The organism is Altererythrobacter litoralis (genome assembly GCF_036324225.1).
Taxonomy (GTDB): Bacteria; Pseudomonadota; Alphaproteobacteria; order Sphingomonadales; family Sphingomonadaceae; genus Erythrobacter; species Erythrobacter litoralis_A.
Genome location: NZ_JAZDQV010000002.1, coordinates 318,091 through 332,842 on the forward strand (window position 1 = coordinate 318,091; position 14,752 = coordinate 332,842).

A 14,752-nucleotide genomic window follows, 5' to 3' on the forward strand; every position below is an offset into this window, starting at 1 on the left:
GCAGCGCGCCGGGGAAGGCGTGTCATTCGCTGCGGCCTTTTCGCGTCCCGGATTCGGAACTTCCCTACGCGTGACCGATTGAGTTCACGGCCGCCGGCTCCACGCGGTGTCGGCCTAACAGATAAAGAGGCGTTCCTCTCCATGGCTACCAAGGCGAAGTCCCCTAAGGCACAGGGCACTGCAAAGAAGCGCATCCGCAAGATCTTCGGCGACATCCACGAAGTGGTGCAGATGCCGAACCTGATCGAGGTTCAGCGCGAAAGCTACGAGCAGTTCCTGCGTTCCGACAAGCAGACCGGTTATGTGTCGGGTCTCGAGAAGACGCTGCGCAGCGTGTTCCCGATCCGCGATTTCGCCGGCACTGCCGAACTGGACTTCGTGCATTACGAGCTGGAAGAGCCCAAGTACGACACCACCGAGTGTCGCCAGCGCGGCATCACCTATGCCGCCCCGATGAAGGTGACGCTGCGCCTGATCGTGTTCGAGGTGGACCAGGAAACCGAAACCCGCTCCGTGCTCGATATCAAGGAGCAGGACGTGTACATGGGCGACATGCCGCTCATGACCGAGAACGGCACCTTCATCATCAACGGCACCGAGCGCGTGATCGTGTCGCAGATGCACCGTTCGCCGGGTGTGCTGTTCGACCATGACCGCGGCAAGACCCACAGCTCGGGCAAGCTGCTGTTCGCTGCTCGCGTGATCCCCTACCGCGGTTCGTGGCTCGATTTCGAATTCGACGCCAAGGACATCGTGAACGTCCGTATCGACCGCAAGCGCAAGCTTCCGGTGACCTCGCTGCTTTACGCGCTGGGCCTCGATAGCGAAGACATCCTGCATTATTTCTACCAGACCGTGACCTGGCAGCGCGCCAAGGACGGCTGGAAGATTCCGTTCGTTGCTGAAGCATGGCGCGGCCAGAAGCCGGCTTTCCCGCTGGTCGATGCAAAGACCGGTGAGGAAGTGTTCCCCGCCGGCCAGAAGATCAGCCCGCGCGCCGCCAACAAGGCCGCCAAGGACGGTCTCGAAGAACTGCTGCTGCCGACCGAGGAAATCTTCGGCCGCTATGCTGCCAGCGACATGATCGACGAGAAGACCGGCCGCATCTACATCGAAGCGGGCGACGAAGTGGCGCCTGAGAACCTCGACATGCTCGACAAGGCAGGCATCGACCAGGTCGACCTGCTCGACATCGACGAAGTCAACACCGGCCCGTGGATCCGCAACACGCTGAAGGTCGACAAGGCCGAGAACCGCGACGAAGGCCTCGAAGCGATCTACAAGGTCATGCGCCCGGGCGAACCGCCGACGCTTGAAACCGCCGAAGCGCTGTTCGAAGGCCTGTTCTTCGACGGCGAGCGCTACGACCTTTCTGCGGTCGGCCGCGTCAAGCTCAACATGCGCCTCGGCCTCGACGCCGAAGACACCGTCACTACGCTGCGCAAGGAAGACATCCTGGCGGTGGTGAAGGAACTGGTCGGCCTGAAGGACGGCAAGGGCGAAGTCGATGACATCGACAACCTCGGCAACCGCCGCGTCCGCTCGGTCGGCGAGCTGCTCGAAAACCAGTACCGCGTCGGCCTGCTGCGCATGGAACGCGCGGTGAAGGAACGCATGAGCTCGGTCGACGTGTCGACCGTGATGCCGAACGACCTGATCAACGCCAAGCCCGCGGTTGCCGCGGTGCGCGAGTTCTTCGGTTCCTCGCAGCTTTCGCAGTTCATGGACCAGACCAACCCGCTGTCGGAAGTCACCCATAAGCGCCGCGTTTCGGCGCTTGGCCCGGGCGGCCTTACCCGCGAGCGCGCCGGCTTCGAAGTGCGCGACGTTCACCCGACGCATTATGGCCGCATCTGCCCGATCGAAACGCCGGAAGGCCCGAACATCGGCCTGATCAACTCGCTCGCGAGCTTCAGCCGCGTCAACAAGTACGGCTTCATCGAGACGCCGTATCGCACCGTCGTCGACGGCAAGGTCACCAGCGAAGTGATCTACCTTTCGGCCATGGAAGAGCAGAAGCACACCGTCGCGCAGGCTTCTGCCGAACTCAATGAGGACGGCAGCTTCGCAGAGGAATTCGTCTCGGCGCGCCAGAACGGCGACTACTTCATGGCTCCGCGCGAGCAGATCACGCTGATGGACGTCAGCCCGAAGCAGCTCGTTTCGGTTGCGGCCTCGCTGATTCCGTTCCTTGAGAACGACGACGCCAACCGCGCGCTGATGGGCTCGAACATGCAGCGCCAGGCAGTGCCGCTGGTTCGCGCCGAAGCGCCGTTTGTCGGCACCGGCATGGAAGAAACCGTGGCGCGCGATTCGGGCGCTGCGATCACCGCGACCCGCGGCGGTATCGTCGACCAGGTTGACGCGACCCGCATCGTGATCCGCGCGATCGGCGATGTCGAACCCGGCCAGTCGGGCGTCGACATCTACACGCTGCAGAAGTTCCAGCGCTCGAACCAGAACACTTGCATCAACCAGCGTCCGCTGGTGAAGGTTGGTGACGTGATCGAGGAAGGCGACATCATCGCTGACGGTCCGTCGACCGATCTCGGCGAACTGGCGCTCGGCAAGAACAGCCTCGTCGCGTTCATGCCGTGGAACGGCTACAACTACGAAGACTCGATCCTGATCTCCGAACGCATCGTGAAGGACGACGTGTTCACTTCGATCCACATCGAGGAATTCGAAGTGATGGCCCGCGACACCAAGCTGGGGCCGGAAGACATCACCCGCGACATCCCGAACGTCGGCGAGGAAGCGCTGCGCAACCTCGACGAAGCAGGTATCGTCTATATCGGCGCCGAAGTGCACCCGGGCGATATCCTGGTCGGCAAGATCACGCCGAAGGGCGAAAGCCCGATGACACCGGAAGAAAAGCTGCTTCGGGCGATCTTTGGCGAAAAGGCCAGCGACGTGCGCGACACGTCGCTTCGCCTGCCCCCGGGCGTGGCCGGCACGATCGTGGAAGTGCGCGTGTTCAACCGCCACGGTATCGAGATCGACGACCGTACGCGTGCGATCCAGCACGAGGAAATCGAGCGCCTGCGCAAGGATGCGAAGGACGAACGCGCGATCCTCAACCGTGCGACCTACAACCGCCTCAAGGACATGCTGATGGGTCAGACCGCCTCGGCAGCGCCCAAGGGCGTGAAGAAGGGCGTGGTGATCACCGAGGAACTGCTCGAGGAAATCGAACGCCACGAATGGTTCAAGTTCGCGGTGGCCGACGACAACCGGCAGGCTCAGATCGAAGCGGTCAAGAGCCAGTATGACGAAGCCGCCAAGGGCATCGACGACAAGTTCGAGGACCGCAAGGAGAAGCTCGAACGTGGCGACGAACTCGCTCCGGGCGTGCTCAAGATGGTCAAGGTCTTCGTTGCGGTGAAGCGCAAGCTGCAGCCGGGCGACAAGATGGCTGGCCGCCACGGGAACAAGGGCGTCATCTCGCGGATCCTTCCGCAGGAAGACATGCCTTTCCTCGAAGACGGGACCCCGGTCGACATCGTGCTCAACCCGCTGGGCGTGCCTTCGCGCATGAACGTCGGTCAGATCTTCGAAACGCACCTCGGCATGGCCGCGCGCGGCCTTGGCCAGCAGGTTGCCGCGGCGCTCGAGGAATGGCGCGACGCCAACCCCGATCCGCAAGCCGCCAAGCCGCCCAAGGCGGTCCGCGAGAAGCTCGTGGACGTCTATGGCGAGACCCACGAATCCGAGATCAAGGCCCGTTCGGACGACGAGATCATCGAACTCGCCGGCAATCTCACCGCTGGTGTCCCGATGGGCACCCCGGTGTTCGACGGTGCGCGCGAAGCGGACGTTTCCGACATGCTCGCAAAGGCCGGGCTTGACACTTCGGGCCAGGTCACGCTCTATGACGGGCGCACCGGCGAGCCGTTCGACCGCAAGGTGACCGTGGGCTACATCTACATGTTGAAGCTCCACCACCTGGTCGACGACAAGATCCACGCCCGTTCGATCGGCCCCTACTCGCTCGTCACCCAGCAGCCGCTGGGCGGCAAGGCGCAGTTTGGCGGCCAGCGCTTCGGCGAAATGGAGGTCTGGGCGCTGCAGGCATATGGCGCTGCCTACACCCTGCAGGAAATGCTCACCGTCAAGTCGGACGACGTGGTCGGCCGTACCAAGGTCTACGAAGCGATCGTCAAGGGCGACGACACCTTCGAAGCGGGCATTCCGGAAAGCTTCAACGTGCTTGTGAAGGAAATGCGCTCGCTCGGCCTCAACGTCGAACTCAAGTCGCTTGGCGAGGACGAGGAAGACCAGGACGAATGGCCGGAGGCGGCGGAATAATCGGAGCGGGCCTCCTCGGCCCCTCCGCTTCCGCTCCTAGATTTCACCCGTAAGGGAACACGAAAAATGAACGAACTGACCAAATTCACCAACCACCTGGCCAAGCCGGAAACCTTCGACCAGATCCAGATCGGCATTGCCTCGCCCGAGCGCATCCGCAGCTGGTCGTTCGGCGAGATCAAGAAGCCGGAAACGATCAATTACCGCACGTTCAAGCCCGAGCGTGACGGCTTGTTCTGCGCGCGCATCTTCGGCCCCGTGAAGGATTACGAGTGCCTGTGCGGCAAGTACAAGCGCATGAAGTACAAGGGTGTCGTCTGCGAAAAGTGCGGCGTGGAAGTGACCGTGACCAAGGTCCGCCGCGAACGCATGGGCCATATCGAACTGGCCGCGCCAGTCGCGCACATCTGGTTCCTCAAGTCGCTGCCGTCGCGCATCGGCCTGCTGCTCGACATGCAGCTCAAGCAGCTTGAGCGGATCCTCTACTTCGAGAACTACGTGGTGATCGAGCCGGGCCTGACCCCGCTCGACAAGTACCAGCTGCTGTCGGAAGACGAGCTGCTCGAATACCAGGACGAGTATGGCGAAGACGCGTTCAGCGCCGGCATCGGCGCCGAAGCGGTCAAGCACATGCTGATGGACCTCGACCTCGAATCCGAGCGTGAAGCGCTGCTGGAAGAACTCGCGACCACCACGTCCGCGCTCAAGCCCAAGAAGATCATCAAGCGCCTCAAGGTCGTCGAAAGCTTCATCGAATCGGGCAATCGCCCCGAATGGATGATCCTCGAAGTGATCCCGGTCATTCCGCCCGAACTGCGCCCGCTGGTGCCGCTGGACGGTGGCCGCTTCGCGACGTCGGACCTCAACGATCTCTATCGCCGCGTGATCAACCGCAACAACCGCCTGAAGCGCCTGATCGAGCTGCGCGCGCCCGACATCATCGTGCGCAACGAAAAGCGCATGCTGCAGGAAGCCGTTGACGCGCTGTTCGACAACGGCCGCCGCGGCCGCGTGATCACCGGCGCCAACAAGCGTCCCCTCAAGTCGCTCAGCGACATGCTGAAGGGCAAGCAGGGCCGCTTCCGCCAGAACCTGCTCGGCAAGCGCGTCGACTATTCGGGCCGTTCGGTGATCGTGACCGGTCCCGAACTCAAGCTGCACCAGTGCGGCCTGCCCAAGAAGATGGCGCTCGAACTGTTCAAGCCGTTCATCTACGCGCGCCTCGACGCGAAGGGTCTTTCGATGACCCTGAAGCAGGCGAAGAAGTGGGTCGAAAAGGAACGCAAGGAAGTCTGGGACATCCTCGACGAGGTGATCCGCGAGCATCCGGTGCTGCTCAACCGCGCGCCGACGCTCCACCGCCTCGGCATCCAGGCGTTCGAGCCCGTGCTGATCGAAGGCAAGGCGATCCAGCTGCACCCGCTGGTCTGCGCCGCCTTCAACGCCGACTTCGACGGTGACCAGATGGCCGTGCACGTCCCGCTGAGCCTCGAGGCGCAGCTGGAAGCGCGCGTGCTCATGATGAGCACCAACAACATCCTCTCGCCCGCCAACGGCAAGCCGATCATCGTGCCTTCGCAGGACATGGTGCTGGGCCTCTATTACCTGTCGATGGAACGCCAGGAAAAGACGCCCGAATTCATCGAGGAAAAGGGCGGCGAGAAGATCGAAAAGCTGCCGCGCTTCTCCGACATGGCCGAAGTGCACCAGGCGCTCGAGGTCAAGTCGGTCACACTACACACCCGCATCATCGCGCGCGTGCCGCAGGCGGACGAAACCGGCAATGTGTCGATGAAGCGCTTCGTCACCACGCCGGGCCGTATGCTGATCGGCGAATGCCTGCCGAAGAACCACAAGGTTCCGTTCGATATCGTTAATCGCCTCCTCACCAAGAAGGACATCGGCGACGTGATCGACGAGGTCTATCGCCACACCGGCCAGAAGGACACCGTGCTGTTCGCCGACGCCATCATGGCGCTAGGCTTCCGCCACGCATTCCGCGCCGGCATCTCCTTCGGCAAGGACGACATGATCATTCCTGCCGAAAAGGTCGAACTGGTCGAGCAGACCAAGGCGCTGGTGGCTGACTATGAGCAGCAGTACCAGGACGGCCTGATCACCCAGCAGGAAAAGTACAACAAGGTGATCGACGCCTGGAGCCGTTGCGGCGACCAGGTGGCAGACGCCATGATGGACAAGATCAAGGCCCGCCCGATCGGCGACGACGGCAAGGAAGCGCAGATCAACTCGATCTACATGATGAGCCACTCGGGTGCGCGCGGTTCGCCGGCGCAGATGAAGCAGCTCGCCGGCATGCGCGGCCTGATGGCCAAGCCTTCGGGCGAGATCATCGAAACGCCGATTATCTCGAACTTCAAGGAAGGCCTGACCGTCCTTGAATACTTCAACTCGACCCACGGCGCCCGCAAGGGCCTGGCCGACACTGCGCTCAAGACGGCGAACTCGGGCTACCTGACCCGCCGCCTTGTCGACGTGTCGCAGGACTGCGTGATCGTCGAAAACGATTGTGGCACCGAGAACGCGCTCGAAATGCGTGCGATCGTGCAGGGCGGTTCGGTGATCGCTTCGCTCGGCGAACGTATCCTCGGCCGCACCGTGGCCGAAGACCTCGTCAACGCGAAGACCGGCGAAGTCATCGTCAAGGCCGGTACGCTGCTCGACGAGCCGATGGTCAAGGCGATCGAGGAAGCCGAAGTGCAGTCGGCCAAGATCCGCTCGCCGCTGATCTGCGAAGCCGAACAGGGCGTGTGCGGGACCTGCTATGGCCGCGATCTCGCTCGCGGTACGCCGGTCAACATCGGCGAGGCTGTCGGCGTGATCGCCGCGCAGTCGATCGGTGAACCGGGCACGCAGCTGACCATGCGTACCTTCCACATCGGCGGTGCGGCGCAGCTGAACGAAACCTCGCACCTTGAGGCGATTTCGGACGGCACCGTGGTCTATCGCGACATGCCGACCATCACCGACAAGCGTGGCCGGATCCTCTCGCTCGCCCGCAACGGCGAGATCGCGGTGATCGACGCCGAAGGCCGCGAACGCGAAATCCACAAGGTTCCTTACGGCACCGTGCTGATGCACAAGGATGGCGGCAAGGTGAAGGAAGGCGATCGCCTGGCCGAGTGGGACCCGTTCACCCTGCCGATCATCACCGAACAGTCGGGCATCGTGAAATACCAGGACCTGGTCGAAGGCACGACGCTGGAAGAGCGGGTCGACGAAGCGACCGGCATTGCCCAGCGCGTCGTCACCGAAAACCGGGCGATCGGCCGCAAGAAGAAGGAAGACCTGCGTCCGCGCCTTACCCTGCTCGGCGAAGAGAAGGGCAAGAAGGGCGAGGAAACCGAAGCGCAGCGCTACATGCTCGCTCCGGGCACCACGCTCTCGGTCGAAGACGGCCAGGAAGTGCAGGCGGGTGACATCCTTGCCCGTGCTTCGCGTGAAGCCGCCAAGACGCGCGACATCACCGGCGGTCTGCCGCGTGTTGCCGAGCTGTTCGAAGCGCGCCTGCCCAAGGACAATGCGATCATCGCCAAGATTTCGGGCAAGATCGAATTCGTCCGCGAATACAAGGCCAAGCGCAAGATCGCGATTGTGCCGGAGGAAGGGGATGCAGTGGAATACCTGATCCCCAAGACCAAGGTGATCGACGTGCAGGAAGGCGACTATGTGAAGAAGGGCGATACGCTCATCTCCGGTTCGCCCAACCCGCATGACATCCTGGAAGTGCTCGGCGTGGAGGCGCTGGCCGAATATCTCGTCAACGAGATCCAGGAAGTCTATCGCTTGCAGGGCGTGAAGATCAACGACAAGCACATCGAGGTGATCGTTCGCCAGATGCTGCAGAAGGTCGAGATCACCGATGGTGGCGACACCACCCTGCTGCCGGGCGAACAGGTCGACCTCGAAGAGATGAATGCGATCAACGCGAAGCTGGCCAAGGGCAAGCAGCCGGCCACCGGCAATCCGGTGCTGCTGGGCATCACCAAGGCCTCGCTCCAGACTCGCAGCTTCATCTCGGCCGCGTCGTTCCAGGAAACCACCCGCGTGCTCACGCAGGCGGCGGTCGAAGGAAAGAAGGACACGCTGATCGGTCTCAAGGAGAACGTGATCGTGGGCCGCCTGATCCCTGCAGGTACCGGCGCGGGCATGAACCGCATGCGGGTCACCGCTTCGAGCCGCGACGCCGCTCTGCGCGCCGCGTGGAAGAAGCAGCAGGATGCGCTAACCGCATCCGGCCAGTCGGAGCCCGAGCCCGAAGCCGACGCCATCCCTTCGGAAGAAGCGATGAAGGCGGCAATGGCAGCGATGGCGCCCGCGGCGCCTGCGGAAGACGGCGAAGAGTAATCCTCGCCTGGCCTTTCGGCTAACGGACAAGAGCCCCGCCGGAGCGATCCGGCGGGGCTTCGTTTTTCCAAGCAATACGGCTAACGGCTCTTGCCATGACAACTACCCGCTTCGCGCCTTCTCCAACCGGCCGGCTGCATGTCGGCAATATCCGCACAGCGCTCCATAACTGGATGCTCGCGAAGAAGCATGGCGGGCGCTTCCTGCTGCGGATCGACGACACCGACGCCGAGCGTTCGCGCGAGGAATATGTCGAGGCGATCCGCGCCGATCTCGCCTGGCTGGGCATCGAGCCTGAGGGCGAGGGGCGCCAGTCGGCACGGCTTGACCGCTACGAGGCAGCGTTTGCGGTGCTGAAGGCCGCTGGCCGGGTCTATCCCTGTTACGAGACCGCGCAGGAACTCGACCTCAAGCGCAAGGTGCTGCTCGGGCGCGGCCTGCCGCCGATCTACGACCGCGGTGCTCTGGACCTGAGCGACGCGCAGCGCGCAGCCAAGGAAGCCGAAGGCATCGCACCGCACTGGCGATTCAAGCTCGACCATGACGAACCGATCGAATGGACTGACGGCATCCGCGGCGCGCAGAAATTCGACGCTGCCCAGCTGTCCGACCCGGTCGTGCGCCGCGCCGACGGCAGCTGGCTCTATATGCTTCCTTCAGCGGTCGACGATGTCGACATGGATGTGACGCACGTGCTTCGCGGCGAAGACCACGTTTCGAACACAGCTGTTCAAATTCAAATCTTTACCGCACTTTATGCTGCAGGTTTTGCTGCAGCAAAACCGCTGCTCGAGTTTGCGCATGAAGCGTTGCTGGTGGGCAATGAAGGCAAGCTCTCGAAGCGGCTCGGATCGCTCGGCTGCGACGCCTTTCGCGAGAAGGGGATCGAGCCCGAAGCGCTTATCGGCCTGCTTGCGCGGCTCGGCACGTCGCAGCCGGTCGAGCCGATCACCGACCGTGCGAAGCTCATCGAGAGCTTCGACCTTTCGACCTTCGGCCGCGCCCCGGCCCGGTTCGACGATGCCGAACTCGAGCGCCTCAACACCGCTATCGTCCACCAGATGGAATTCGATACTGTCAAAGATCGCCTGCCCGCCGGAATGGACGAGGCAGGCTGGCATGCGGTGAGGCCGAACCTATCGACCGTCCATGAGGCCATCGAGCTGTGGCGGCTCGTAACCGGCCCGATCGACCAGGTGGAATTCTCCGCCGAGGATCGCGCCTATCTGGCGGAGGCCGCGCGCCAGCTCCATTGGAGCGATGATCCGTGGCATGCGCTCACCGCCGCGCTGAAGAACAGCACCGGGCGCAAGGGCAAGCCCCTGTTCCTGCCGCTGCGCCAGGCGCTCACCGGCATGGACCATGGGCCGGACATGGGCGAACTGCTGCCGCTGATCGGCGAGGCGGAAGCGCGCGCGCGACTGGAAAAGGCAGCGCACGGTTGAGCCTGCGCGGGTCGCACGGCCCGATCTTCACCTCCGCGAAACGCTCTTTGTTAACCAATTAGAGGGCATGATCGTCATCGGATTGGCAATTGCGTTGCGTTACTCCAGGCAAAGCAATTCAGCGTGTTTGAAGCTAAGGGAACCTTGCGATGGAGCGCAGACAGAACGATCGCTTTGCTGCGAACTACAGTGCCGAAGTGCGCTATCGTTCGGGCATGAAGCTACAGCTGCCGGTGCTCGACATCAGCCTGGGCGGCTGCATGGTCGATGCACGTTCCTGGTCCATCCGCCCCGGCGAATTGGTGTCGGTCAAGCTGCCTGGCCTGGGCTTCCAGCCTGCCGAAGTGATCTGGATCGAAGACCAGCGCGCCGGGATTGCTTTCGAAGAGCCGCTATACGAGCCGACGCTCGAACACCTCAGCCGCCTCGCGGCCTGAGGCCTCCCGAAAGTCGAACGCGTGCGGCCTAGGCGCCGTGCTTTTCCAGCTCGTCGCCGGTCAGCGTCACCACATGCAGCAGGTTGGTCGCGCCCGGGGTGCCGAAGGGCACGCCCGCCAGCGCGATCAGCTTGCTTCCCGCCTTGCCATAGCCATGGCGCAACGCCATCCGCTTGCCCTTGGCGATCATCTCTTCGAAGCTGCCGATATCCTTGGTCACCACCGCATGCGCGCCCCACAGCAGCGCCACGCGCCGGGCAGTTTTGCTTGACGGTGTCAGCACCAGCATCGGCGTGTCGGGCCGCTCGCGCGCGACGCGGCGCGCGGTCGAACCCGATGAGGTGAACACGGTGATCGCGCTGATCGAAACCGTGTCGGCGATCGTCATGCAAGCATGGCTGAGTGCGTCGGCGGTGGTGGCATCGGGCGGTGTATCGAGGAAGCGCACACGCGCGCGATAGTCTTCGCTGCGTTCGACCTGCGTCGCGATCTTGTCCATCATGTCGACCGAGTCCTCGGGCCATTCGCCTGCCGCGCTCTCGGCGCTCAGCATCACCGCGTCGGCCCCGTCGTAAACGGCATTCGCGACGTCAGACACTTCGGCGCGGGTCGGTGTCGGGTTCTCGATCATCGATTCGAGCATTTGCGTCGCCACGATCACCGGCTTGCCCGCGGTGCGCGCGGCGTTGACGATCTTCTTTTGTAGCGGCGGAACTTCATAGGGTTCGAGTTCGACACCCAGGTCGCCGCGCGCCACCATGATCCCGTCGGACATCTCGATGATCTCGTGCAGGCGGCGGATCGCCATCGGCTTTTCGATCTTGGCGCAAAGCGCGGCCCTGGCACCGATCAGCTTGCGCGCTTCGGCCAGGTCTTCCGGGCGCTGGACGAAGCTGAGGCCGATCCAGTCGACCCCCTGTTCCACCGCGAAGGCAAGATCGCGGCGGTCCTTCTCGGTCAGCGCCGGGATCGGCACTTCGGCATCGGGAACGTTGACGCCCTTGCGGTCCGAAATCACTCCGCCGACTTCGGCCGAACACAGGATTTCGTCTTCGCTCGCGCGGATCAACTTGAGCCGGATCTTGCCGTCATTGATCAGCAGCCGCTGGCCCTTTTCGAGGATGCCGAACAGTTCGGGATGCGGCAGGCACACGCGCGTTTCGTCGCCCGGCTCTGGATTGCGGTCGAGCGTGAAATGGCCCGAATGGCGGATCACCGCCTGCCCGTCCTTGAAAGTGCCGACGCGCAGCTTCGGCCCCTGCAAATCGGCCAGGATGGCGATCGGGCGACCGTATTTCTTCTCAAGCGCGCGGATCGCCTTGATCGTGCCGCCATGCACCGAATGCTCGCCGTGGCTCATGTTGACGCGGAACGCGTCGGCCCCGGCCTTGAACAGCCGCTCGAGCATGTCAGGCGAGCTGCTCGCCGGCCCCACAGTGGCAAGAATCTTGACCTTGCGACCGCGCGGGTCGACCTTGCGGGCGGCGATGGTACTGGCAGTTTCGCGTCTCGACATGGCGCGATGCTATGGCACAGCTGTGTGGCAACTCAAGGAATAGTCTCAATGGATACGAATGCGCCCGATCCGCTCGACGATCTGGACGATCGCGTGGCCGCCGCGGCATTTCGCCGGCTGGTGCGCCATTTGCGCCACCGGCATGATGCGCAGAATATCGAGCTGATGGGGCTGGCCGGGTTTTGCCGCAATTGCCTGGCCGACTGGATCCGCGATGCAGGCTATGCCGGGGACAAAGGCGCAGCGCGCGAACTTGTCCACGGCATGCCGATGGACGAGTGGAAGGCGAAGCACCAGCGCGAAGCGACCCCGGAGCAGCTGGCAGCGATGGAGGCGAGCCTGGCAAGAAACGCACAGCATTAATCGCCGCAGCGGGTTCACGCCCCGCGACCGGCTGGCTATCGACGGGCCAACCGATTCTCAATTCACCGGAGCTAATACAATCATGGCCGAAGCCACAGACGACCGCCTGCGCCTGCTGATCGAGCGTATCGAACGCCTCGAGGAAGAGAAGAAGGGCATCGCCGACGATATCCGCGACGTTTATTCCGAAGCCAAGACGGTCGGCTATGACACCAAGATCATGCGCCAGATCGTGCGCCTGCGCAAAATGAAGCCAGACGACCGCGCCGAAATGGAAATGGTGCTCGATACCTACAAGGCGGCGCTCGGGTTCGCCTGATCCGACACGTAACGGGAGATAAAGCATGGCCGGACCCTGGAAGGACGCTCGCGGGATCATCGTCACCACCACGCCCACGATCGAAGGGCAGCCGATCCAGCAATATCTCGGCATTGTGACCGGCGAAGTGATCGTGGGGGCGAACATCTTCCGCGACCTCTTCGCCAATATCCGTGACATCGTGGGCGGCCGTTCGGGCAGCTACGAGCGCATCCTGGCCGAAGCGCGCGAACAGGCGATCCAGGAACTGCAGGCCGAATGCGGCGCGCGCGGCGGCAATGCCGTTGTCGGCGTCGATCTCGACTATGAAGTGATCGGCGACACCGGTTCGATGCTTATGGTCAGCGCCAGCGGCACTGCGGTCAGGATCTGACGGCTTGAGCGAGCCGACGCCCCGCAAGTTCACCGCTTCCGACGGGCTGACGCTGGCTGGCGATATCGGCGGGCCCGAAGGCGCGCCGCTAGTGCTGCTGATGCATGGCGGCGGGCAGACGCGGCACAGCTGGGCCGGGGCGATGCGCGCGCTCATTGCGGCGGGTTACCGCGTGGTGAACCTCGACGCGCGCGGCCACGGCGAAAGCGAATGGTCTGCCGCGCGCGCCTATACGATCAACGACCGGATCAAGGACATCGATGCCGTGGTCGACGGCTTCGGCACGCCCTTCGCGCTGGTCGGCGCATCGATGGGCGGGCTCACGTCGATCCATGCGGTGGGGCAAGGGCTGGCGCCCGCGGCGCTGGTGCTGGTCGATATCGTGCCCGACATGGAGCCCAAGGGGGTCGAACGAATCGTCGGTTTCATGAACGCGCATCACGGCGGTTTTGCCTCGCTCGACGAAGCGGCCGATGCCGTTGCTGCCTATTACCCTGAGCGGCCACGCCCCAAAGACCCCAGCGGGCTGATGAAGAATTTGCGGCTGCGCGATGACGGGCGGCTGTACTGGCATTGGGATCCGGTGATGTTCCAGGTCGAAGACCCGAGCCAGTTCCGCGAGCCGCTCGCGCGTTCGACCAAAAAGCTGGGCCAGCGGGCCGAAGTGCCGGTGCTGGTGGTGCGCGGCAAGCTGAGCGACATTGTGTCGGAGTCGAGCATCGCTTCGTTTCGCGCCAAGGTGCCGCATGCCGAATGCGTCGACGTGAGCGAAGCGGGCCACATGGTGGCGGGCGACAAGAACGACGCCTTCAATGCGGCGGTGATCGGCTTTCTGACGGCTCACATGCCGGTGTAGCGCCGGGCGTCAGGCTTCGAAACCGGCCGCCAGCGCCACGATCCCCAGGATCAGCCCGTTGTGCGCGGCATGGAGCAGGATGCAGCTCCACAGCCCGTAATTGACCCGCAGATAGGCGAGGATCGTGCCCAGCACGAATTGCGGCAGCACCAGCGGCAGCAGGATCGCAAGGCTACCTTCTTCGTAATTGAGCAGATGGATCGAAGCGAAGCCCATCGCGCTGAGCCAGAACAGAAGCGGGAAGATCGCGCGGAACCAGCCGATCGCATTGTGTCGGCGAAATGCGAACAGAGCGATAGCGCCAAGCACAATGCCTCCCGCGAAAGCTAGGGCAACAGAGCTGGCAGCCTGGTGCCCTACTGCCGATTCAGCCAATACTGCCGCGGTTGTCCCAGCCATGAGGAGCGCTAGCAGCGCCAATACATGCCCTGGGCGGCCTGAAAGCCAGCCGCGAAAGATCGTCTCTTCCGCCAGTGGAGCCACCACCACCACCATCAGCGCCAGTTGCAGGTTTATATCGAGCCCGGCCAGCGCGGTTTCGGGCAGATCGACGCCCACCACCAGCGCTGCCAGCGCCGCCGAAACCAGCACCAGCATGATAGCGAGGTCCAGCACCAGCATGCGCCCCAACGCGCGCAATCCGGGCGCTCCGATTGGCGCGGCACGCTCCGGCAATGCGGGGCGCTTCACGAAAGCGAAATAGTTCTTCCACTCCGCACGAGCATCGGGAAGCGCGGGAAGGCTTGTGGTTTCACCAATCATGCGGCTAA

10 protein-coding genes are annotated in these 14,752 nt (G+C 63.4%); 8 read left to right on the forward strand and 2 right to left on the reverse strand.

Features of this window, described 5'->3' with window-relative positions:
• Window positions 1–141: 141 nt before the first annotated feature.
• The 4 genes from rpoB (at window position 142) to VRS74_RS03475 (ending at window position 10,555) form a co-directional block, all read left to right on the forward strand.
• Window positions 142–4,308, forward strand: a complete 4,167-nt coding sequence (gene rpoB / locus VRS74_RS03460) for a DNA-directed RNA polymerase subunit beta (protein ID WP_354143849.1) — start codon at window positions 142–144, stop codon at window positions 4,306–4,308.
• A gap of 66 nt (window positions 4,309–4,374) precedes the next feature.
• Window positions 4,375–8,673: a DNA-directed RNA polymerase subunit beta' gene (rpoC, locus tag VRS74_RS03465; RefSeq protein ID WP_354143850.1), complete on the forward strand. Its 4,299-nt coding sequence runs from the start codon at window positions 4,375–4,377 to the stop codon at window positions 8,671–8,673.
• A gap of 95 nt (window positions 8,674–8,768) precedes the next feature.
• Complete coding sequence (gene gltX, locus VRS74_RS03470) at window positions 8,769–10,118, forward strand: glutamate--tRNA ligase (protein ID WP_354143851.1); 1,350 nt, start codon at window positions 8,769–8,771, stop codon at window positions 10,116–10,118.
• Window positions 10,119–10,267: 149 nt separating this feature from the next.
• Complete coding sequence (locus tag VRS74_RS03475; protein ID WP_354143852.1) at window positions 10,268–10,555, forward strand: PilZ domain-containing protein; 288 nt, start codon at window positions 10,268–10,270, stop codon at window positions 10,553–10,555.
• 28 nt (window positions 10,556–10,583) lie between these two features.
• On the opposite strand, the gene pyk is transcribed toward VRS74_RS03475, so the two are convergent.
• Window positions 10,584–12,071 carry a pyruvate kinase gene (pyk, locus tag VRS74_RS03480; protein WP_354143853.1) on the reverse strand — a complete coding sequence of 496 codons (1,488 nt, stop codon included), beginning with the start codon at window positions 12,069–12,071 and terminating at the stop codon, window positions 10,584–10,586.
• Between the two features lie 48 nt (window positions 12,072–12,119).
• Here pyk and VRS74_RS03485 point away from each other — a divergent pair, with 48 nt between their 5' ends.
• From VRS74_RS03485 to VRS74_RS03500, 4 genes are all read left to right on the forward strand, one after another.
• Window positions 12,120–12,434, forward strand: a complete 315-nt coding sequence (locus VRS74_RS03485; protein WP_354143854.1) for a DUF1244 domain-containing protein — start codon at window positions 12,120–12,122, stop codon at window positions 12,432–12,434.
• Window positions 12,435–12,516: 82 nt separating this feature from the next.
• Window positions 12,517–12,753 (forward strand): DUF2312 domain-containing protein, encoded by a 237-nt coding sequence (locus tag VRS74_RS03490; RefSeq protein ID WP_354143855.1) that lies wholly within the window; start codon window positions 12,517–12,519, stop codon window positions 12,751–12,753.
• Window positions 12,754–12,778: 25 nt separating this feature from the next.
• Window positions 12,779–13,126, forward strand: a complete 348-nt coding sequence (locus tag VRS74_RS03495; RefSeq protein WP_354143856.1) for a heavy metal-binding domain-containing protein — start codon at window positions 12,779–12,781, stop codon at window positions 13,124–13,126.
• A gap of 4 nt (window positions 13,127–13,130) precedes the next feature.
• The gene (locus VRS74_RS03500) at window positions 13,131–13,982 is read left to right on the forward strand and encodes an alpha/beta fold hydrolase (RefSeq protein ID WP_354143857.1); all 852 of its coding nucleotides are present in this window, start codon (window positions 13,131–13,133) and stop codon (window positions 13,980–13,982) included.
• Between the two features lie 9 nt (window positions 13,983–13,991).
• Here VRS74_RS03500 and VRS74_RS03505 read toward each other — a convergent pair whose 3' ends face one another.
• Window positions 13,992–14,744, reverse strand: a complete 753-nt coding sequence (locus tag VRS74_RS03505) for a CPBP family glutamic-type intramembrane protease (protein WP_354143858.1) — start codon at window positions 14,742–14,744, stop codon at window positions 13,992–13,994.
• Window positions 14,745–14,752 lie beyond the last annotated feature (8 nt).

Excerpts from the sequence above, each read along its gene's own strand:
- rpoB (WP_354143849.1), top strand. The coding sequence starts at position 142 with ATGGCTACCAAGGCGAAGTCCCCTAAGGCACAGGGCACTGCAAAGAAG.
- rpoC (WP_354143850.1), top strand. The coding sequence starts at position 4,375 with ATGAACGAACTGACCAAATTCACCAACCACCTGGCCAAGCCGGAAACC.
- gltX (WP_354143851.1), top strand. The coding sequence starts at position 8,769 with ATGACAACTACCCGCTTCGCGCCTTCTCCAACCGGCCGGCTGCATGTC.
- VRS74_RS03475 (WP_354143852.1), top strand. The coding sequence starts at position 10,268 with ATGGAGCGCAGACAGAACGATCGCTTTGCTGCGAACTACAGTGCCGAA.
- pyk (WP_354143853.1), bottom strand. The coding sequence starts at position 12,071 with ATGTCGAGACGCGAAACTGCCAGTACCATCGCCGCCCGCAAGGTCGAC.
- VRS74_RS03485 (WP_354143854.1), top strand. The coding sequence starts at position 12,120 with ATGGATACGAATGCGCCCGATCCGCTCGACGATCTGGACGATCGCGTG.
- VRS74_RS03490 (WP_354143855.1), top strand. The coding sequence starts at position 12,517 with ATGGCCGAAGCCACAGACGACCGCCTGCGCCTGCTGATCGAGCGTATC.
- VRS74_RS03495 (WP_354143856.1), top strand. The coding sequence starts at position 12,779 with ATGGCCGGACCCTGGAAGGACGCTCGCGGGATCATCGTCACCACCACG.
- VRS74_RS03505 (WP_354143858.1), bottom strand. The coding sequence starts at position 14,744 with ATGATTGGTGAAACCACAAGCCTTCCCGCGCTTCCCGATGCTCGTGCG.